Source organism: Spirosoma spitsbergense DSM 19989 (assembly GCF_000374085.1).
Classification (GTDB): Bacteria; Bacteroidota; Bacteroidia; order Cytophagales; family Spirosomataceae; genus Spirosoma; species Spirosoma spitsbergense.
Map to the genome: position 1 here is coordinate 61,742 of NZ_KB893603.1, position 21,008 is coordinate 82,749.

The 21,008-nt window shown below is 47.7% G+C and carries 22 protein-coding genes; 12 read left to right on the forward strand and 10 right to left on the reverse strand.

Annotated elements, in window-relative coordinates; all coding sequences use genetic code 11:
• Window positions 1-418: 418 nt before the first annotated feature.
• Window positions 419-889: an Lrp/AsnC family transcriptional regulator gene (locus tag B157_RS0130925; protein WP_020607175.1), complete on the forward strand. Its 471-nt coding sequence runs from the start codon at window positions 419-421 to the stop codon at window positions 887-889.
• Between the two features lie 56 nt (window positions 890-945).
• Here the strand turns inward: B157_RS0130925 and B157_RS0130930 are convergent, their stop codons facing one another.
• The gene (locus B157_RS0130930; RefSeq protein ID WP_020607176.1) at window positions 946-2,160 is read right to left on the reverse strand and encodes a tetratricopeptide repeat protein; all 1,215 of its coding nucleotides are present in this window, start codon (window positions 2,158-2,160) and stop codon (window positions 946-948) included.
• 130 nt (window positions 2,161-2,290) lie between these two features.
• Here B157_RS0130930 and hpt point away from each other — a divergent pair, with 130 nt between their 5' ends.
• Complete coding sequence (gene hpt, locus B157_RS0130935) at window positions 2,291-2,821, forward strand: hypoxanthine phosphoribosyltransferase (protein ID WP_020607177.1); 531 nt, start codon at window positions 2,291-2,293, stop codon at window positions 2,819-2,821.
• 34 nt (window positions 2,822-2,855) lie between these two features.
• On the opposite strand, the gene B157_RS0130940 is transcribed toward hpt, so the two are convergent.
• Entirely contained in the window at window positions 2,856-4,076 is a 1,221-nt protein-coding gene (locus B157_RS0130940) for an NADH-quinone oxidoreductase subunit D (protein WP_020607178.1), read from the reverse strand.
• Between the two features lie 158 nt (window positions 4,077-4,234).
• Here B157_RS0130940 and rpmG point away from each other — a divergent pair, with 158 nt between their 5' ends.
• The 6 genes from rpmG (at window position 4,235) to rimO (ending at window position 8,374) form a co-directional block, all read left to right on the forward strand.
• Window positions 4,235-4,420 (forward strand): 50S ribosomal protein L33, encoded by a 186-nt coding sequence (rpmG, locus tag B157_RS0130945; protein WP_020607179.1) that lies wholly within the window; start codon window positions 4,235-4,237, stop codon window positions 4,418-4,420.
• Window positions 4,421-4,511: 91 nt separating this feature from the next.
• The gene (locus tag B157_RS37840) at window positions 4,512-4,667 is read left to right on the forward strand and encodes a DUF4295 domain-containing protein (RefSeq protein WP_012929818.1); all 156 of its coding nucleotides are present in this window, start codon (window positions 4,512-4,514) and stop codon (window positions 4,665-4,667) included.
• A gap of 254 nt (window positions 4,668-4,921) precedes the next feature.
• Window positions 4,922-5,887, forward strand: coding sequence for a signal recognition particle-docking protein FtsY (gene ftsY, locus B157_RS0130955; protein WP_020607180.1), 966 nt, complete (start codon window positions 4,922-4,924; stop codon window positions 5,885-5,887).
• Window positions 5,887-6,348, forward strand: a complete 462-nt coding sequence (locus B157_RS0130960; protein WP_020607181.1) for a hypothetical protein — start codon at window positions 5,887-5,889, stop codon at window positions 6,346-6,348. Before ftsY ends, B157_RS0130960 begins: the two co-directional genes overlap by 1 nt.
• A gap of 4 nt (window positions 6,349-6,352) precedes the next feature.
• On the forward strand, window positions 6,353-6,991 hold the full coding sequence (locus B157_RS0130965) for a hypothetical protein (RefSeq protein ID WP_020607182.1): 639 nt from the start codon (window positions 6,353-6,355) through the stop codon (window positions 6,989-6,991).
• A 75-nt stretch (window positions 6,992-7,066) separates the two neighbouring features.
• Window positions 7,067-8,374 (forward strand): 30S ribosomal protein S12 methylthiotransferase RimO, encoded by a 1,308-nt coding sequence (gene rimO, locus B157_RS0130970; RefSeq protein ID WP_020607183.1) that lies wholly within the window; start codon window positions 7,067-7,069, stop codon window positions 8,372-8,374.
• Window positions 8,375-8,443: 69 nt separating this feature from the next.
• Here the strand turns inward: rimO and B157_RS0130975 are convergent, their stop codons facing one another.
• The gene (locus tag B157_RS0130975; protein ID WP_041952362.1) at window positions 8,444-10,099 is read right to left on the reverse strand and encodes a glycosyltransferase family 39 protein; all 1,656 of its coding nucleotides are present in this window, start codon (window positions 10,097-10,099) and stop codon (window positions 8,444-8,446) included.
• Window positions 10,100-10,523: 424 nt separating this feature from the next.
• On the opposite strand from B157_RS0130975, the gene bshC reads away from it, so the two are divergent.
• Genes bshC through B157_RS0130990 form a run of 3 tightly spaced genes read left to right on the forward strand, consistent with a single transcriptional unit; the run spans window position 10,524 to window position 13,377 of the window.
• The gene (gene bshC / locus B157_RS0130980) at window positions 10,524-12,071 is read left to right on the forward strand and encodes a bacillithiol biosynthesis cysteine-adding enzyme BshC (protein WP_020607185.1); all 1,548 of its coding nucleotides are present in this window, start codon (window positions 10,524-10,526) and stop codon (window positions 12,069-12,071) included.
• 19 nt (window positions 12,072-12,090) lie between these two features.
• Window positions 12,091-12,687, forward strand: a complete 597-nt coding sequence (locus tag B157_RS0130985; protein WP_020607186.1) for a 5-formyltetrahydrofolate cyclo-ligase — start codon at window positions 12,091-12,093, stop codon at window positions 12,685-12,687.
• A 57-nt stretch (window positions 12,688-12,744) separates the two neighbouring features.
• Window positions 12,745-13,377: a porin family protein gene (locus B157_RS0130990; protein WP_157618650.1), complete on the forward strand. Its 633-nt coding sequence runs from the start codon at window positions 12,745-12,747 to the stop codon at window positions 13,375-13,377.
• A 60-nt stretch (window positions 13,378-13,437) separates the two neighbouring features.
• On the opposite strand, the gene pseG is transcribed toward B157_RS0130990, so the two are convergent.
• The 7 genes from pseG to B157_RS0131025 form a co-directional block, all read right to left on the reverse strand.
• Entirely contained in the window at window positions 13,438-14,469 is a 1,032-nt protein-coding gene (gene pseG / locus B157_RS0130995) for a UDP-2,4-diacetamido-2,4,6-trideoxy-beta-L-altropyranose hydrolase (protein ID WP_020607188.1), read from the reverse strand.
• A 184-nt stretch (window positions 14,470-14,653) separates the two neighbouring features.
• Window positions 14,654-14,935, reverse strand: coding sequence for a hypothetical protein (locus B157_RS0131000; protein ID WP_157618651.1), 282 nt, complete (start codon window positions 14,933-14,935; stop codon window positions 14,654-14,656).
• Window positions 14,936-15,132: 197 nt separating this feature from the next.
• Complete coding sequence (pseF, locus tag B157_RS0131005; RefSeq protein WP_020607190.1) at window positions 15,133-15,819, reverse strand: pseudaminic acid cytidylyltransferase; 687 nt, start codon at window positions 15,817-15,819, stop codon at window positions 15,133-15,135.
• Complete coding sequence (pseC, locus tag B157_RS0131010) at window positions 15,816-17,006, reverse strand: UDP-4-amino-4,6-dideoxy-N-acetyl-beta-L-altrosamine transaminase (protein WP_020607191.1); 1,191 nt, start codon at window positions 17,004-17,006, stop codon at window positions 15,816-15,818. Before pseC ends, pseF begins: the two co-directional genes overlap by 4 nt.
• 27 nt (window positions 17,007-17,033) lie before the next feature.
• Window positions 17,034-18,050, reverse strand: coding sequence for a UDP-N-acetylglucosamine 4,6-dehydratase (inverting) (pseB, locus tag B157_RS0131015; protein WP_026309085.1), 1,017 nt, complete (start codon window positions 18,048-18,050; stop codon window positions 17,034-17,036).
• Between the two features lie 60 nt (window positions 18,051-18,110).
• Window positions 18,111-19,019 (reverse strand): hypothetical protein, encoded by a 909-nt coding sequence (locus B157_RS0131020; protein ID WP_020607193.1) that lies wholly within the window; start codon window positions 19,017-19,019, stop codon window positions 18,111-18,113.
• A gap of 72 nt (window positions 19,020-19,091) precedes the next feature.
• Window positions 19,092-20,051, reverse strand: a complete 960-nt coding sequence (locus B157_RS0131025) for a GNAT family N-acetyltransferase (protein ID WP_020607194.1) — start codon at window positions 20,049-20,051, stop codon at window positions 19,092-19,094.
• A 176-nt stretch (window positions 20,052-20,227) separates the two neighbouring features.
• Here B157_RS0131025 and B157_RS0131030 point away from each other — a divergent pair, with 176 nt between their 5' ends.
• A complete protein-coding gene (locus B157_RS0131030) occupies window positions 20,228-21,007 on the forward strand; it encodes a hypothetical protein (RefSeq protein ID WP_020607195.1) in 780 nt (259 codons plus the stop codon).
• Window position 21,008: the final 1 nt, after the last annotated feature.

Consider the following 21,008-nt stretch of genomic DNA (forward strand, 5'->3'; position numbering starts at 1 on the left):
CCTTATTTAGACGCCCTAACGCGTTTAAGTTAAGATAAGAGTGCATAAACGCCGGAACAGAGATGTGTCCGGCGTTTTTTGATTTTTTGGCTACCGAACTGATAATTTATCCAATGGTTTTATATCGGAAATAATGGCTTAAAAGGCCCTATTTCAGGCGGTAATGTAAGCGGATAACCGTTACCTCTGTCTGACAATTTTACCGATATAGTTGAAACAGGAATTAATAGGCACAATATTTGGTAATATGAAGCGTATTTGGCATATGGTTGGTTTTGCTTAATTTTGTGCCGATTTAAAAGGTTTTTGATCGGATTTCTTTGGGTTTTTGTAAAAAATCAATATATTTTAAGAATTTTCTATTAGAAAAGATGGTAGATTTGTGCCGTTTTGTAACTATGTTTCAACTGACTGTTTTATGTCGAGTCAAAAATTAGATCAGATAGATCGCAATGTTTTAGAAATTCTGCAAGCCAACGCTAAAATTACCAATGCACAACTTTCTAAGGAAATAGGCCTTTCGCCCGCCCCCACACTAGAACGGGTTAAAAAACTGGAAACGTCGGGTATTATTCAAAGCTACCATGCGCAGCTTAGCCGGGATAAAATCGGGCTGGGAGTTACAACCTTTGTAATGGTTACGCTAGTTGGTCATAAGAAAGACACAACCATGTCTTTCGTGGAGAAAGTCCATGAAATCCCGGAAATTATTGAGTGCCACCATATCACTGGTTCCGGGGATTTTTTGCTGAAAGTGATTGCAAAAGACATCTCTTCGTATCAAGCGCTGATGCTGGATGTTATCAATGAAATTGACGAGGTGGCCAGTACGCAGACGATGGTTATCATGTCTACCTTCAAGGAAAGCAAAGTATTACCCATTCCCTGATCGGTTGGTGGGTTATTGGTTATCAGTTGGTTTGTTACTAACTAACTGATAACTGATTATACCCGTTTTCTTCGCTCCTCTCGTCGCGCCTTCTTCGCGTCGTCAATCGCTTTTTTTGCTTCCTTATACTGGCTGGACTTTCGCTCGCCCTTATCAATTACTTCGTTGAAGTAGGTTTGGGCCAGGTCGTAATTTTTTTCTTCCGTCGCTATCTTTGCCAGTCCCAGTACGGACGATAAATAATAACCCGTATTCATGGAGTTCGTCTGTTTGGCAAAGTCTATCGCTTTTTGATAATAGGTTTTTGCTTCTACCCGGTTCTTGTAAAACAGCTGGTTCGTATAAGCCAGAATATAGGCTGCCGTTCGGCCACTGACCCCTTCATAGCCAGTTTGTCCACGCTCAATCTTATCCAGAATATCTTTGGAGATGCGTTCTGCTTCGGGTAAACGACCCGTTACGAATGCAGACCGGGCATAGTAGCGCTCAAAAAAAGGATTATCTGGATATTGCTCCGTCATGTACTTAGACATCTCGTATGCTTTGTCATACTGATTCTCCATACTGTAAATCTGAACCAGAAAGTAGCGGGCCTCCACACGGGTATAGAAAGCTGTATTTGCCGTTTTTTCCAGTTCCTTGATACCCGTAGCCTTATTTCCTTTCGGAAAAAGCATCAAAATGGGCTTCAGCAAAGGGTAATTCTCGGGAATCCACTGGGCGTAGTAATTATACATGCCATCGCCAAAAAGTAACTCAGGGTTAAATTCAGAATTGCCTTTACATTTCTGAAAATATTTGAGGGCGTTTTTTCCGGCAAAGGTTGCCTTTGTCCATTTCTTCCGTTCGGAGTACAACCGTCCTTTGAATGCATAGGCGGCTGCCAGAAAAAAGGAAGGCTCCAATTTATTTTCGCTCTCATCATACAGTTTTTCGGCCAGCGTAATGGTCGTATCCATGAGTGCAATGCACCGGTCGTCGTAATCAGTTACGTCCGTATTCGGAACAATTTTCCACCATTCTGCCAGGCCCATTAAAAAGTAGGGCATGGGATGGTTCGGATAGCGCAGCCGCAACCACCGAAATTCTTTGTCGGCTTCGTAAAACTTATAATTATACATCTGATTGATGGCCTCTGCCGACTCAATCTGAACGCCGGGGTGCTTGAGCAGGCCATCATATTTCTTATCGAAAGCCGACGGGTCATAGAGCTGGGCTTTGGCTAAAACAGCCATTCCCAACAGGCATACCGTCAACAATATTTTGTTCATTCGTTAAAATAGCTTTATCAGTATATCAACGTAAACGAAGGGCAGTCCGTTTACCGACATTTATTTTTCCGGCAATTTTTTTCCCGGTTCCAGCGCATCAGCGTACCTTTGAGATTCTGCCAACATCGTTATGGTAACCATTAAAGATAAAACGTTTGTCCCGTTTATTAGTGCTGAGGTCATTCAGGCCCGTATTCAGGAACTGGCTATTCAGATCAACGAGGATTATGCCCATAAGCAGCCGTTAATTGTTGTTGTACTGAACGGCGCATTCATATTTGCCGCAGAATTAGTCAAACACCTGACTATTCCGTGCGAGATTACGTTTATCCGGGTGGCTTCCTATGCCGCTACCGAGTCGAGCGGCCAGATCAAACAGATTCTGGGCCTGAACGATACGATTACCGGCCGAGACCTGATTGTGGTTGAAGATATCGTTGATACGGGGCTTACAATTAGTGAAGTATGCAGTCAGCTTCAGGCTCAGAAACCTACTTCTCTGGCTATAACTACCTTGTTATTTAAGCCAGAAGCACTGAAAAAACCGCTTGATTTGCCCTACGTAGGGTTTGAAATTGAAAATCGTTTTGTGCTGGGCTATGGTCTTGACTATGATGGTTTGGGAAGAAACATCAAAGATATTCTCGTACTAGAATCATAAAGCGATCAGATTCATTGAATGAAACACAGGCTGCTCAGCGATCCACCTCACCCATTACCACATCAATTGATCCGATAATCGCCACTAGATCGGCCAGCATGGCTCCCCGGCTAATTTCGCTGATGACCGACAGGTTGTGGAAAGAGCAGGACCGTGCCTTACACCGCACTGGTACATCCGATTTGCCGTCGGTACGGAAGAAAAATCCGAGTTCACCCTTAGCACTTTCGGCACGGGCGTAAAAATCCATGGCTTTGGGCCGTATCTTCTTCGGAACAGTTGCCTGAGGGTCATAGTCCGGTGTACGTCGGTAATTACCCAACAGCTGATCAAGACACTGTTCAACGATTCGTATGGATTGGTGGCACTCCTGAACGCGCACGTTGTTCCGGTCCCAGCAATCACCAACGGTTCCCATCTGTCCTTCACCAATAGGAATGTCGAAGTCAATTTCGGGGTAAACAGAGTAGTGGTCAACCCGGCGTAAGTCGTATCGCAGACCAGAGCCGCGTAGCATGGGACCGGTACAACCGTAATTGATAGCAACGGACAAGGGCAGCACCCCCACATTTGCCGTGCGTTTTATGAATATATCATTTTCAATGACCAGTTGCTGTAACTCAGTCATCTTGGGTTTTAGATACTGGATGAATTCGAGGCACCGTGCCTCAAAACCTACCGGAAGGTCATAAAATAATCCGCCAACCCAGATATAATTGTAGAGCATCCGGGCACCACTTACCCACTCCAATAGTCGCTGTATATGCTCCCGGTCGCGCATGAGCCATAAAAAAGGGGTATAGGCTCCAATGTCGAGTGCGTACGTGCCAATCCCCAAAAAGTGGGCGGCAATCCGGTTGAGTTCTGCCACTAATACCCGGATATATTCGGTTCGCTTCGGGATATCGTTTTCGATGCCCAGCATCCGTTCTACCCCCATGACATAGGCGTGTTCGCCATTCATAGCAGCCAGATAGTCGAGCCGGTCAACAAAAGGGATCGTTTGATTAAAGGGGAGTGACTGAGCGTGCTTCTCGAAACAACGGTGCAGGTAGCCCAGGTGTGGCACTACATCAACAATGATTTCGCCATCGGTAACCACCTCGAAACGTAGTACACCGTGGGTGGACGGATGTTGCGGTCCCATATTCAGGATCATCTCACCCTCGCCCAGGTCGCCAGGGCTATAAATACCCGGTTCCGAAGCACGAAAATGGCCGGGAGCGTATTCGTATTGAATTTTTTGCGTAGTCATTGCTGGGTCAAATGTCGAAAAAGCCAATCCGAATGCAAAATTGCAATGGTTTTGTCGCCTAATCTACTACGAATCATTAGTTTTTCTGATAAAGCTATTGGCTAATCCAACCGTATTTTGTACCTTTGCGGTCCTTATCGAGAAAACAGACTGTAACGATGGCAAAGAAAGGCGCCAATAGAATCCAGGTTATTCTGGAATGCACCGAACAGAAAAACAGCGGTGTTCCCGGCATGTCCCGGTATATCACGACAAAAAACCGGAAAAACACGCCGGCTCGTATCGAACGGAAAAAATACAATCCGTTCCTTAAGAAAGTAACGCTGCATAAAGAAATTAAATAGGTTTTCGGTTTTTCAGTATACTGGTTTACGGGTAATGCTACGGCAACGTGAACCGAATACGGTAAAACGAATACCATAAACCGACAAAATCATGGCAAAAAAGGTAGTTGCGACCCTGAAAACAAAGGACAACGGCAAGGCATTCGCCAAAATCATTAAAGCCGTTAAGTCGCCTAAAACTGGCGCTTATACGTTCAAAGAAGAAATGGTGCCAGTTGATGAGGTTCAGGCCGCACTGAAAAGCTAGTCTTTTCAAAATCAATTGTACCAGCGAGCCGTGTTTTGACGGCTGGTTTCATGCATAAAGACGTTTGTCCCACATTCTTTTGTGGGACTTTTTTTGTTGAAAAGCAGTTAGTGCAGACAGATAGTTGGTCAGTCCGTTAGTTAATGTGTTAGTCAGACAGTTTTCGCTATTCGTCTGTTGAACCGACTTTCTGACCGACCAATTCACTCACCGACTGTCTGACTGATTAACTCACTAACTCATTACCTATTCACATGGCTTTATTCGGCTTATTCTCAAAAGAAAAGAAAGAAACCCTCGATAAAGGGCTGGAGAGGACAAAAGATAGTTTTTTCTCTAAGCTGGGCCGGGCCGTAGTAGGCAAATCGACTGTTGATGAAGACGTACTCGATGAAGTCGAAAATATCTTGATTTCATCGGATGTAGGGGTAGAAACAACGGTCAAAATCATCCGTCGGGTTGAAGAGCGCGTTGCCCGCGACAAGTATGTGAGCACCGACGAACTGGATCGGATTCTACGGGAGGAAATTGCGGGTCTGCTCTCTGAAACGAATACGGAGGGAAACCAGCCGGATCGGGATGACTTCGACCTTCCTGCCGGTAAAAAACCGTACGTTATTATGGTTGTGGGGGTCAACGGTGTAGGTAAGACTACAACCATTGGCAAACTGGCTGCCCAATTTCACAAGCGGGGTAAAAAAGTGGTACTGGGAGCAGGTGATACCTTCCGGGCCGCTGCCGTTGATCAGCTTATTTTGTGGGGTAATCGGGTAGGGGTACCGGTTATTTCGCACGGGATGAATACTGACCCATCGGCTGTTGCTTTTGATGCCGTAAAGAAAGCAACTGAAATTGGGGCCGATGTTGTCATTATTGATACCGCAGGCCGACTGCATACCAAAGTCAACCTGATGAATGAGCTGACCAAGATAAAACGGGTAATGCAGAAGTTTACGCCCGATGCGCCCCATGAAGTCTTACTGGTGCTGGATGGCTCAACCGGGCAGAACGCGTTTATTCAGGCAACGGAGTTTACGAAAGCTACCGAAGTGACGGCATTGGCCATCACAAAACTGGACGGAACTGCCAAAGGGGGGGTCGTGATTGGTATTTCGGACCAATTCAAGATTCCGGTTAAGTACATCGGTGTTGGCGAAAAGATTGACGACCTGCAAACGTTCAACAAGATGGAGTTTGTGGATTCGTTTTTCAAGAAGTGATGCGTAATTCTTCTGTTATTTTGCTGTTGATTTTGGCGCTGTCTACAACCGCCTGCGCTCAGAAAACCTCCCGTTCCGGCAACACACAGGGTATTTGTGGCACGGTGCTGGAGAAGCGGGGAAACCACATGCCCAGTCCCGATTCGCCCCCGTCGAAAGGCCATCCCGTTGAGCGCGAAATACTCATCTTCCCACTTCTGAACATGAGCCAGATAGAGGCCGGGGATAATGGTTTTATTAAATCCGTTAGAGAGGCAAAACCGGTGGAAACGGTTAAATCCGATAAGGCGGGTAAATTTTGCGTAAGCCTGCCTGCCGGTCGATACTCCATCGTAGTGCGGGAGCCAAAGGGTTTATACGCGAACCTGTTCGACGCGCAGAACAATATTTTTCCGGTAACCGTCAAAAAAGGCAAGCAGGAAACTGTCTCCGTAGAAATAACACACCAGGCGGTGTTCTAAGGCTGTGGAAACGTTCTTTATACTGCTGGTTAGTGTAGGCGTACCTTTCGTCTGGTTTATCGTTCGTATGCTGCGCTTCACGAAGGAAACCGTTGGCGAAGAATCACCTTTAATGGTTGAACGTACGTATGAGGTGACGGTGAAGGAATACTTTGGTACGTTCTCAAGGATTATGAATGGTCTACTGACGGTAATGATGTTAGGGCTTACTATTCTGATGATTCGGGTGGGCATTCAGCAAGAGCCTGTAGTCGTTGTTTTTGCCCCCTTTTTTCTGGTTTCTGCTGGTATGTTTGGTTTTTGTATCTATTTAGACTGGCAATACTGGCATATTACCCGAGGGGTACGGGTGACTTTTTGTCCAGAGAATCCAGGTATTAGCATTGATGCGCCGACTTGGCACCGCATTTTAACCCCTGACACATTAGTGCGTGTAGAGCAGTACGTGGCTAATGGTAGTCGTTTATTTGCTGGCTATAGCTACTTTCTTTTTTACGAAGCAGATGGCCAGGTTACGCTGCTGAACGCCATTTTGTTCAGTAACTTCAGCCATTACGAGTTTCTGGAAAAATACTTTCCGGCAGTACCAATTACCTTGGTTCGGCAGGAAATTCCCTGGGTTAAAAAGATGAACCTGTCCTAAACGCAGGCCCTCCCCGAACTTTGATGCGTAAAACATGCGTTAGCTATTACTAATGCGCTGAAACTTATATCTGTTTTGAAAACCAAAGGAGTACGTACTAATAAAATCAATATCGTTACGCTGGGATGCTCGAAGAATCTGGTCGATTCGGAGGTGCTGTTTACGCAACTCAAGGGCAATGGCATGGCCGTAACGCATGAATCGAAAAAGGATGATGCCAATATCGTCGTGATTAACACCTGCGGCTTCATCGACAACGCGAAGGAAGAGTCTATCAATACCATTCTACGTTATGTAGACGCCAAAGATGCGGGTGTGGTCGATAAAGTGTACGTAACGGGTTGCCTGTCGCACCGGTACAAGGACGAACTGGAGGTGGAGATGCCAACGGTCGATGCCTGGTTTGGTACCAACGAACTACCCCGGTTGCTTAAAACCCTCCGCGCCGACTATAAGCACGAACTCGTAGGTGAACGGTTACTCACCACGCCTTCCCATTTTGCTTACCTTAAAATTGCCGAAGGCTGCGACCGCCCCTGCTCGTTCTGTGCCATTCCACTGATGCGCGGAGGACACGTATCGAGGTCGATGGATGAGCTGGTGATGGAAGCCAAATCACTGGCCCGGCGTGGCACGAAAGAGCTGATTTTGATTGCTCAGGACCTGACCTATTACGGGTTGGACCTGTACAAAAAACGGAACTTGTCTGAACTCATCAACCGCCTGGCTGATGTAGAAGGTATTGACTGGATTCGGTTACAGTACGCGTATCCGTCGGGTTTTCCACTAGACGTGCTGGATGTGATGTGCGACCGCCCCAATGTTTGCAAGTACCTGGACATGCCCCTGCAAACCGGTTCGACGGAGTTATTGAAACTTATGCGTCGGGGTATAACCCGCGAGAAGACCGAAAGCCTGATTGAGACAATACGGGAAAAAATACCGGACATCACACTCCGTACGACGCTCATTGTAGGCCATCCCGGCGAAACCGAGGCAATGTTTCAGGAAACGTATGATTTCGTAGAGCGGATGCGCTTCGACCGGATGGGAGCTTTTACCTACTCGCATGAAGATAATACGCATTCCTTCTCGATGCCTGACAACATCGATGCTGATACTAAACAGGAACGCGCTGATGTACTGATGGAGTTGCAGCAGGGTATTTCGCAGGAGTTGAACCAGCAGAAGGTGGGTAAAACCTACAAAGTCCTGTTCGACCGGAAAGAAGGCGGCTACTTCATCGGTCGTACCGAGGGTGACTCTCCCGAAGTTGATAATGAGGTGTTAGTTCCGGCGTCAACCTATGTACGCATTGGCGATTTTGCCCATGTTCGCATCGACCGGGCCGAGGAGTTCGATTTATACGGAGAGGTTGTGTAAGGTAGTCGCCGGAATTGTAAATCACCGGAATTTGCCGGGAGGTAGCATCGTATCCACCCGTCAGCAGTGTCAAGGTCTGGTTTTAGCCGATAGGCTATCGGCTATGGATACATTCATAACCCGGTACACTTTTATGGTGTCGGTTGGGAAAAGGGAGTACGCCCAACTGATACCCCGCCCGTAAAAGCTGTTATAATAATTCGTTGACAAAAAAGTTAGCCAGCTAAACGGTTCCGTCAGGTAATGAACGGGCTTGAGCAAAATATCGGCGGGAATTTTCTGACTGGCAATGCCGGTGGGTTTTAGCAGGTAATCGCCCTGCTGAAGTTTGACGGAGTCAGCCTGAACTTCCCGGAACCCCTGCTGCTTCGCGTACCACTGCCAGCCCCAGTGGCCGACTGTCCAGACTCGTTTTTGCCCTGACAGCATCGTGGCTGCTTCGGTTGCTTTCTGACGGTAGAAATTGGCAAATCGCCAGTCAGATACTGCCAGAGTCAGGCAAACAACAATGGCTACCAGGAGGGCTTGCGATGCGTTGAGGGTGGATATAGGAGCCAGCCAGCGGCCGCCTAAAAACAATACCGGAGGGATGATTAATAAGACGTGCCGGCTGGCAACGAAGGGGGCCAGAAAAATAATAAAGCCACTCATTGCCACTATCCACGTCAACAGTATCAAATCTGTATCGGTAATCTGACTCAACACGGTACTTTTCTTCCATATACTCGTTAGCACCAGGCCAATAATAATTAAACCGTTTAGTAGAAAGAATACGGCTAAAATATCATTGGCGGTCAACAGATATAATCTCTTTCTGGCAGTTGCCACTGTTAAAAGGGCAAAGAAGAAGGCCGCTGAAGGTGTTAGCAGCGTAATGAGTCTGTACCTCGAAAAATAACCGGCAACAAGGGCCAGTGAGAAAGTAGAAATGGCACCCAGACACGTAATATAAGCGATTAAGTTGCTGCTGAATACCGAGAAACTGAACGCTCTGCGCGGCCTGTTCAGTAAATGGATGTCCGAAAATTCAACGTAATTCCACCACGACCAAAGTCCCAACATACCAATTGGTATAATCAGTACGTACAACAAATGGTATTGTTTGCGCCAAAGTAACGTAATTAGTAAAACGACCAGTAAAGGGATACTGCTGTATTTAATTAACAGGCTGAAGCCAAGAATCAGGCCAACTGTCCAGTAGCGTTTTGTTTCGGATTGAACCGGCTGTTTCAGCAAATAATATAGGAACCAAAGGTTAAAGCATAGTAAAGGGACATCGAGCATTAAATTCTGATTTATCAGAAAAGCCGGACAAAATGCGAAAAAAGCAGTTAGCAGTAAACCTTTTTTTAGCTTTAACAGCTGCGTTATTTTATAGAAACCAACTAATGAAAAAAAGGTAAAAATGGATTGGAAAAGGTGCAGGATAATCTCCCCATTCCCAAAAAATGCACTAACGGGCGCTAGTAAATAAAAGTATAAAGGCGGTTGATTTTCCGCATACATCGGTTGTTTACTTTCATTCCAGTTAATTAAGCCGGACATGGGTCGGAATGGATGATTTTTTATCCAATTGATGGCCTCCAGATGAAACGTATCATCGATGTGATAGGCTTTATCGATATTTATGGCTGTAGCAACCAGGTAAAGTAAGCCAATTATCAACCATTCTTTTCTGGATATATTCGTTGATTGGTAATAATGCTTATTAGTTGGTCGATTCATTTCGGCTTATTTTTTAGTAGTAGACCGAATACAATTGTAGTAGGACCGCCAAAAGTTAAAAAATCCATTAGTGTGCAAATAAGCATAGGTTAACGTGTAAATAAGCTGGAAGCTCTTTACGCTACAGTCGTTTGCCATAATCCATCTCCCGTATGGATAACCACGTGTCTCTAACGAAAAAGAAACGGTAGCTCCGGCCACTCGGTTGACTTATCTGTCGACATTAATTAGCGGTCAGACACCCTGATCCGCACTCGTTTGTTTTTAGTAAAACGCGTCTGACCCTCAATTGAACTGATAGAACCGTCATTTGCTTGAATTGGTCCTGCAAGATAGCGAGTCAACTAACAAGTACCGTTCCAAACCCGAACCTTGCGAGTTCTTTCATTGTTAGAATCCGGTAAACGAAACCCCCGCCTACCGCATGAACTGTCAGTACCTGCCGCTTGCCCAAACCGGCCAGTTTTCCTCTCTTTTTCTCGATTACATCAACAAACAAGAAAAATTAACGCCTTTTTACAACCGTTTCCCCGACGTGTCCGCTTTCGATGGACAGTTGGCCGACAAAAAGTTTGACGAATCGAAACGGCAGGTTCTGGTGGATGCATTGGAGCGGCAATATCAGGCTATCGAGACTAAGCCCGATTTTTCGGTACTGCTTCAGCCAAATACGTTTACGGTAACGACGGGCCACCAGCTAAACATTTTCTCGGGTCCACTCTACGTTATTTACAAACTGATTACGACCATTAAGCTGGCCCGGAAGCTGAAAGAAACCTACCCGGACTATACTTTCGTACCCGTTTACTGGATGGCTACGGAAGACCATGACTTCGCCGAAATCAACCATTTCTCCCTGTTTGGCAACAAGTATGCCTGGCAAACCGAGCAACGCGGGGCGGTTGGTCGTATGAATCCACAAGAGTTGAAAACACTTTTCCAACAGATTCCCGAAAAATTATTCCTGTTTGAGGAAGCTTATCTGAAACAGAGTACGTTGGCTGATGCCACCCGCTATTACGTCAATGAACTGTTTGGGGCCGAAGGGTTAGTTTGTCTGGATGCCGATGATGCGTCCCTAAAACGAATTTTCTCTCCGGTAATGCAGGATGAACTGACGCAGCAGAAATCGGGTGAGCTGGTGCAGAGCCAAACTGAAAAATTAGAAAAATTAGGCTACAAGACCGTCATTGCCCCGCGTGACATTAACCTGTTTTACCTGGATGACCAGGTTCGTGAACGTATCGAACGCAAAGAAAATGGTACGTACCGGGTGCTACACACGTCGTTGACATTCACGGAAGATGAATTGCTAACGGTACTGGACGAACACCCGGAGCGGTTCAGCCCGAACGTGGTATTACGCCCTTTGTATCAGGAAACGATTCTGCCCAATTTAGCCTACATCGGTGGCCCGTCTGAAGTGCCTTACTGGTTACAGTTAAAGCCAGTATTTGACCATTATCAAACGGTGTTTCCTATTCTGATGCCTCGCAATTTTGCCCTGTACGTGCCATCTGTTTCGGCTAAACGCATTACGAAACTGGGGCTTACTCCCGAAGAGCTTTTCCAGGATATTAGTACCCTCAAACGCGAATATGTAGAACACCACACCCGGCATTCACTTAAATTCGACAATGAGAATAAAACGGTAAATAAGGCACTGGACGCTATACTGCACAAAGCACAAATGGTTGACCCCACGCTGGAAAAGGCCGTTCTGGCTGAAACAAAGCGGTTTGCCAATGCCGTGGCCCGGCTGGAAAAGAAAATGCGACGTGCCGAAGAACGAAATCAGGAAGTGGGCATCCGGCAGTTGATGGCTGTGAAAAGCGAACTCTTCCCCAGCGGAGGACCGCAGGAGCGAAGCGAGAATTTTCTGACGTTTTACCTGAACAACCTAGCGTTTCTACAGGAAATACTAGCCGCTTTTGATCCATTTGATTACCGAATGCAGCTTTGTCTGGCGTAAACTTTTCAGCCGTTGAGGTATGACAAAAACAGCGTTGCGTAAGAAATTTCTGGCTCAGCGCCGGGCGTTAACACCGGCTGACGTTAAGCGGAGAAGCCAATTGATTACCGGGCATTTTTTTAACTACCTTGAAAACGAAGCCCTTGCCGATGAGCCAGCGGTCGTTCATTCCTTCTTATCTATTGGCCGACACAATGAGGTAGATACGTGGCCCATTATCACCTGCTTCTGGGCAAAATTTACCCATCTTACTATTAGTGTTCCGGTTATGGACATTGGTACCCGCCAAATGGCTCACTACACAATCTTCCCCGAAACGCCATTAGTTGAAAATAAACTGGGCATTCCTGAACCGGTTATTCCGGAAAGGCCACAAACCGACCTTCGTTTTGTGAAGGTAGTGATCGTTCCGCTGCTGGCGTTCGATTTACAGGGGCATCGAGTCGGGTATGGGGGCGGTTATTACGACCGGTTTCTGGCCGAGGATGTACCCCATAGCCGAAAAATTGGCTTGTCGCTTTTCGGGCCGGTTGATTCAATCAACGATATTGAGGCCACTGATGTACAGCTGGATGCCTGCATTACACCTGCGCAGGTATATCGGTTCGCCTGCTAGTTGCCGATTCATTTCGCATCCGTTTTCTTTACCCTTTATGCCTAACTACCAACTCGTATGCACAAAATCTATCAATCATTCCTACTCGTTTTCATCACGATAATGACGTCCTTCGGGCAGGTACGCGTGGGCGCAACGGCCGGTTTTCAGCTGGCTATCCACACACCCGAGGATGTAGGTACGCAAAACAAATCGAAGGCGGGTTTTATGGCGGGGGCTATGTTAGAAATTCCTTTAAGTTCCGGCGTATCGCTGCGCCCGCAACTGCTTTATTCGGCTAAAGGTGTCAAGAGGAATGTGCTGGGTACGTTCGATGCGGCTTTATCGCTTAACTACATTGAAGTACCGATACAACTGGTCTATACGGTCGAATCCGGAACCGGGCACCTGAGTTTTGGTGCGGGTGTATACATAGCCTATGGCCTGAGCAGCAAAGCTGTCATCACCAGCAAGGGCCAATCTAGAACGTTTACCGACGATTTTGGCCCGGCAGCAGACCAGTTTCAGCGAAACGACATAGGAGGACGACTTTCCATTGATTACGAATTGGCATCTGGTCTTACTATTGGCACTTACTATGCCCCCGGTTTTACGGACATCAATAACCCATCGGCAGCGTCGTCGGGAGTTGTGGCAACTCATAACTCAGCGCTTGGGATTTCCGTTGGGTATTGGCTGAAGAAACGATGAGGATTTGTAAGTTGCCAGGAAACAGGTTAGAGGGACTTGGTCCTTTCGTAACTCACTGGCTCAAGCCAGCAAGCCGACAAACAAGGCCCGAAGTCGCTCAGGCGAGCGACTATCGAAAAATTGTCGTTGATTGGATAACGACTCTGCTACCGTATCAGGCGAAAACTGGAACCCCTGAATCGCCAGTTTCAGCATGTTCTCCAGGCTAATTATGGGCGTCAATCGAGTTAACAGGGTTGGGAAATTAACCGAAAGTGCCAGCTTTTCTTCCGACAGAAACTGCGCCAGCCGTGCCTGGTTATCAGCCGTTACCACCGTAATCAACGGGCGATTGATAGCACACACTTCGTAGGCGATGGTGCTACAGGCCGTAATAGCCAGGCTACATTGGCCTAACTCGTCCACCATTTGTGTCGCCGTTAAATTTTGCCGGACTGTCAGATTGGGCAACTGGTTTTGGAACGCATCGATAGCCGCCCGACCGGGGTGAAAAGGCCCTAAAATGAGGTGGACTGGTACGTCCGCATCTACCTGCTGAATGGCTTGCAGCGCCGTTAGTGATACATTGCCTGTATCGGCACCACCGAAGCTGACGAAGATAGGGCCATTGATTGGTGGTTCGCCAAAGCCGCCGGATTGAAGAAATTCAGGTCGGAGCAGGGCGTAATGCGGGCCGAGATAAAACTGTGTATAGGGTTCCGCATCGTAATTAGTTTTCGTTACGCCACCTGCGTGATTGATCACTACATCGGCAACCTGATACCCCTCTGCCAGGTCATCGATAAAAACCAGTTTTTTCGCCCGATCCCGAACAGCCCGCTGAAAGGCTTCATCGAATGCGTAACCATCCAGCACCACAATAGTGTCTTGCTGAATACAATCTAAAAAAACTGTTTTAGCGTCTACTTCAGGCAGTTCGACAACGTCTATGCCCGACTTTTCAACCAATGCCCTGACATCGGATGATGGTTCCGTTAGCGCAAATTGCATCGAAAAATCACCCTGCAACATATCGGCCAGAGCCAGACAACGCATTACGTGCCCGAGGCCAATCTGTGCGTTACCGTCGGCGCGGAAAAGAAATTTGTTCATAGGGAAGATACGCTAATAGAAAATCAGACGGGTATCAATTCCTGATATCTGCCATCGGCACTGAACAGAATTTGACGCTTCCCAGCTCTACATTTAGTCTAATCTAGGGGTATCCCAAATAACGTAAGTGTTTGTCTATAGAAGGGCTAAACCCAGAAACGGGTAAATCTGGTTACCAAAAATTTTATCGTCCGCGAATTGTCAGTATATCAATCCAGTTAAGTGCTACTTCACTTTTTATTCGATACCGAATCCAGACGGGTGTATCAGGCTTAGTAAATTCAGCCGGGAGGTCGGCGCGAAAACTCGTATTATCGACTTTTACTACCCAGCCACCACAACCAGCACACGTAGTAAAATCCTGAACAGCCACGATAGCCGCTTTCTCTTCCGGCTCTACTGATTCTGCTTGATGACAACTCAAGCTAAAAAACAATAATCCGACGAAAAGTAGAATACGTAGCATGTAACAGTACATTTTAGTTATCAGTGTAGACCCTTTTCTGTAGGGTTTAGTTGTAAAGTGAATCCATTTTTTTTCGGGGAGCTGTATATCAACGAGAGCTGAACCGATAAAATGCAAATCAAGTGACAGATGTCATAGCTCACCGTACCTAGTTAAAGCTCGATTCGGCGGATAAGGTAAATAGTCGATAAGGACGATTAAACATTTTGCATCTTAAATTTCATCTCCGCCAGTTGCCAGTCAACTTCAGTGTCAATATCATGGGCTGCCAGTTCGGAGATGATGATGCCACCCGAATTTTTGGGGATGAGTACACCGCTTTTCAGAAAGTTATCTACCCGGAAAAAGTAAAACTGTCCGGCATCGTGGTAGGCTGGCTCCAAATCCTGCGAACGCGTTAGGGCGTGCTCAGGCTGGAACCACTGCACCGTTGAATCCTGCAAACGCACGGCCCTCTGAATAGGGAAACTGAATGGCTGGACAGGATATACGGTATCGAACTGTTTCTCCGCCAGCGTTGTGAAGGCACGTTTCAATAAATCGGGCGTAACGAACGGGGCCGTTGGATACAGACAGCAGGCATACTCGAAAACCTGTTTCTGCGCTTCGTATTTCTTTAACACTTCAAGGAGCACATCCGCTGTAGTCGCGAAATCATCCGCAGTTTCAGGTTGGCGCATGAACGGGACCGATGCTCCATAGGTACGCGCGATGTTGGCAATCCCGTTATCATCCGTCGATACCATCACTTCGCTGAACAGGCCACATTCCAGCGCGGCTTCGATGGCGTAGCCCATAATAGGTTTGCCTAGAAAAGGACGACTGTTTTTGCGGGGAATGCGTTTGCTGCCCCCCCGAGCCGGTATGATGGCTACGTTGCTCATGCGTTCACTAGGCGGAGTGCCGCCCACTCCCTGACCGACTCAATCACATAGTCCTGTTCTTCATCCGTAAGCGTTGGATACATGGGCAAACTCAGGCAATGGGCATAGTAGCGTTCGGCATTGGGGAAATCGCCCGGTTTCCAGCCGAATTGCCGGTAGTAAGGCATCAGATGGACCGGAACGTAATGCACCTGCGCCATGATGTTTTTCGTCCGCAGGAAATCATACAGCCCTTTTCGGTCGTCCACCTGAATCACATACAGGTGATACGCATGATTGACGCTGTCGGGTGGAATGATGGTGATAACATTGGTTCCGGCAAAGGCTTCGTCGTAGCGTTGGGCAATTTCCTGCCGACGGGCCAGCATAACATCGGCGCGGTTCAATTGACTTGTGCCTAAAGCCGCCTGCATATCGGTCAGGCGGTAGTTATAGCCTAATTCCTGCAGCTCCATGTACCAGCCCCCACGTTCCGGTTCGCCCGGATACAGTTCGGTCAAATCGCCGGGCTTATTGGTGATACCATGCGTGCGGAGCCGGAGTAAGTGGTTATACAGGGCTTCGTTGCTGGTTGTAATCATACCGCCTTCGCCAGCTGCGATGTGCTTAACCGGATGAAAACTGAAAATGGCCAAATCGGCTAATGAGCCATCGCCACAGCGGTGTTCCTGCTCATCTCCACCATGAAATGAGCCACCCGGCGAGTGGCAGCTATCTTCCAGCAGCCAAAGTCCATATTCATCGGCCAATGCCCGAAACGCAGTCAAATCGACCGGGTAACCGGCGTAATCAACGGGGATAATCCCCGAAAAATAACCCCGGGGATGCTGTTCCAGTAACTCCCGCACCATGTTTATATCGAGCAGGGCCGTATTGGGGTCAATGTCCGCAAAGAAGACTTCGCCCCCGCAGTAACGAACACAATTGGCTGATGCGGAAAAGGTAATGGGCGTCGTGATGACCCGCGTACCCGGTTTCACGCCCAACGCTATACAACACAGGTGCAGAGCCGCCGTGCCATTGGCTACGGCTACCGCGTAGGGGCTGCCGATGTATCGGGCAAACGCCGTTTCGAACGCGCCGATGTGTGGCCCCTGCGTCAGGAACGGACCACGCAGTACCTCTGCCACAGCCGCAATATCGTCGTCTGTAATGTGTTGACGACCGTAGGGAATGGGTTGGTTCATAAGTATAGAACGGACAGGCTGGCTTTTTTATACACTAAAATCAGCATCGACATGTTCCCGAATCTGATCGCGTAGCTGGGCCACGTTGAGCCAGTCGGAATTCGTGCCGGAATTGTATTTGAAGCCCATTTCCACGGGCTTTCCGTCGAATGCTTTCATATAATCATCCACGCTCCAGGTGGGCGTTGAGGGGGTAATCACATAATATTTAGCCGTCTCAACGGTATTGAGCGAGTCGGTTTCCGTGATCATTTCCTCGTGTAGTTTCTCGCCCGGACGAATACCTACTATTTTCTGCTCGCAGTTGGGGCCGATGGCTTCGGCCACGTCGGTAATGCGGTAGGAGGGTATTTTAGGAACGAAAATTTCACCCCCCCAGGCGTGTTCGAGCGCGTGGAACACCATCTCGACACCGTCTTCCAGCGATATATTGAACCGGGTCATGTCGGCATGCGTGATGGGTAGTACGCCCTCTTTTCGTTTCTCCAGAAAGAACGGTACAACCGATCCCCGCGAGCCTATTACATTCCCATAGCGAACCACCGAAAAACGCAAATCACGACGGCCTTTCATGTTGTTGGCGGCCACAAACAGCTTATCGGAACATAACTTGGTGGCTCCGTACAGGTTGATTGGCGCGGCCGCTTTATCGGTCGAGAGCGCTACTACGCGCTGTACGCCGTTATCCAGAGCCGCGTTTATTACGTTTTCTGCCCCGAACACATTGGTTTTGATACATTCCATCGGGTTGTACTCTGCCGCCGGTACCTGCTTCAACGCGGCTGCATGAATAATGATGTCTATGCCCTCGCACGCCCGCTTGAGCCGTTCCGCATCGCGCACATCGCCAATGAAAAATCGGATGGATTTGTATTCTGATTGCGGGTAATACTGAGCCATGTCGAACTGCTTCAATTCGTCGCGGGAGTAAATAACCAGGCGTTTCAGGTTCGGGTGGCGCTGGTACACCATCTCGACAAACTTCTTACCGAAGGAGCCGGTACCGCCCGTAATCAGAATGGATTTATTGGTTAAGTCAAGCATAAAATCAGGATAAAATTCGTGTATCGTAAGGGTTCCGTACGCACTGTATGGCAGGCGCACTTATAACCGCCCACTTGGTATTGCCGTATTGGTTGTTCGTTCAAAAGCATCGATGTAACTCTTCGCGCTGGCATTCAGGATTTTCACGCCCCGGTGGTCGGCATACTCACGAAGAACCTCGTAGCCCCGAAATACTTTGTGCAGGGATAAAAACTGTGAGGCCATCGAGAATGTGCGTTGCCGCTGTGTATCAGAATACACGGGCTGATGCGTGATGTCTTTTGGTTTATCGTAAAAGTGTATCTGCTTGATAAGCAATTGATTCTGGTCGTTCAGTCGGATCTCTTCATGCCATGACGTATCCGCCCCGAATAGATAAATCTGCTCAAATTTCCGGTTTATCATCAACGTGAGAGCGGCAATGATAACCGTCTGTGCCTGTGGCATTCCCAGACCTTTGGCATATAACCAGTAAACCAGCCACCGGAAGCCACGAACTACGGTGTAATTGAAATAAATTACGTTGATGGTCGGATTACCCTGCTCAATTTTTCGGAGTAAATACGAGCCTTTGGCAAAATGGGGCACATAGAGGAACATGGGCCAGTCGACACGCGTCAAAAAGATAGTCAGCGTCTGCCTGATGTCATCGCGGTCGGTGGTTTGTTCCGTAAAAAGAAAATAGTTGGGGTCAGAGATGATGTAGTTCTGCGGACGTAGCTGCGCAAAAACGGCGGCATGAGCAAAGTTATTGACGCAAACAATTTCCGTCTGACGAATGAATTCTAACTGCTCTGCCAGTGACTCTTTCAGGGATGGACCATTACCTAAAACGGAGCAAACGGGTTGCTGTCGGGCGGGCAGTCGGGTAGCGTACCGCCCACGAATCACCACTTTTAATAGTGAGAGTAGTGAGGCAAACAGCTCACTCAGAAATTGACTAACCGAATTAAAACCAGTTTCTATCATGCAAACAGCTCCTGACAAAGAGCCTTTCTGCTACAAAATAACGAAGAAAATAGCAGATCAGACTAGTCTGGATTACAGCACTGACAAGTCCCGCTCGAAAACCAGCCGGGGTGATTCCTGAGCACCAAGATTTCGTTTGAAACGCGCAAGTCCTGGTTTAGTCTGCCGGTTTTCATCCAATGACAGGCCAAGGTCAAGTAACCTGATATGGTGTTGCTGACAATAGGCATATACCCCTTTCGTCAATAGCACCATTGGGCTGAACGCGTCGTAATCGGGATTAGATGCAGGCTGGAAATTGTAAAGAATATCGTGACGAACCCGAACGGCAACGGTTAGTGCGGCTATTACATCCCCATCCATCACGGTAAAAACAGCACACTGATTTGGAAACGTTTGAAACAAATCCGCCAGTCGTTCGGGAGAAATGGTCAGTATATACCCTTTCTGACGGCGCATTTTCATCAGAAAATTTATCACCCCGGTTCTATCGGGAGACTGCCACTGTTCGACGTGGAAGCCCGCTTCAAGGCACCTGGCAAGTCGTCGCCGTTCTGCCGGAACAAGATTTACGTCGAAAGGCGTACTGGAAACGGGTAAATAATAAGTTTGGTGGGTTTCGACGATAACAAACCCATGCGTGAGTAGTTGTTTAGTCAGCCGCTCTGCTAATTCGGGGGCATACCGTAGGGGGCAGTTGACCAGACGCAGTGTAGCCGCCCCCGCCGAACGGACTGCCTGAATGAGCGTTTGGATAAACAGGCCGAGCGTTTCTTCAGGAAAAACAGATGCGCATTCAACAGAGCCGAAGGGTGCGGCAACGGGACTAACCGCTTTACCTGACTGAACGAAAAAAGCACAGCGGGCATCGGCGAGCCGAGTTACTGCGTTCACTGCCGACAGTATATACACGCCTTCTTTTTGCTGGTGTTGAAGATGTTCATACGTATTAAACAGAAAACCGACCTCACTGAATGGGGGAATAAGGGCACTGGACGGTTCATGCTGTAGTCGCATTTCATACTGGTGCATACAATAACGGTATTGTTACTATTGATGGTGATGCCCACGGAAAAGTAACGAGAAGGTAACTTTATAGTCAGAATACAGCCCAGCAAGTCAACACATAGCTAAACAGTATCAAACCTTATTGGGCATGAGTAGTTGGCAAAAACTAACGCCTTCTTTCTTTCAGAAAACGTACGGAAATGATAAGTCCATCGCAGACCGGATACGCAAAAAATCGAATCCTGCTTAAAGCAAGTTTCCTGGTCGCTTGCTGTCAGTTCCTGTCGACCAGCTTATACGCACAGACTGGTTGTCCAGCTATTACGAATACGGGTCAAACATCGGTAACGGTTTGCACGGGTTACGTAGTGGATAGTTTACAGGTTAGGACAACGGCTTTTTACCCGACCAAAATAGGCATGATTCGATTCGACACGCCCCAGTCCAATCCATATGAGGGAGATAACGGCGTGTATCTTGGAGAGTTGATCTCATCCAACGGCATCGCTACTATGCGAACGATTTCTTTTCCGCCCAATACGGGAACAACCAGTAAAACCTACTACGTGTACGGGTATCTGAAACCCACTCCGGCCGAGGCTTTCTGTCGCCCATCTGCGTTACTGACGGTTACTGTTAAACCCAACCCAACGGCTACCGTAAAGGCTGTGGAAGCAACGTGTACCGGAACCGTATCTGCTGCCGACGGTTCGGTGGCAGTAGTTGGTTTTAAACCGAAGGATACGTATGAACTGGCAAACAATGGTATATTTTCCGGTACAAGCTACCCAATACCTGATGATGGTTTGATCGTTAGAAACCAGAGTCGAACGGGCACGGTCACCACGTATGGAGTCCGGGTATACAACTCTTCCGGCTGTTATGTAGAAAAAGTGGTGATGCTAATGAACTCGTCCTGCTCCTGCGTGCCTGGATTATGCATTCCTTTTGTTATTCAGAGAATAGTATCCAGGAAATAAA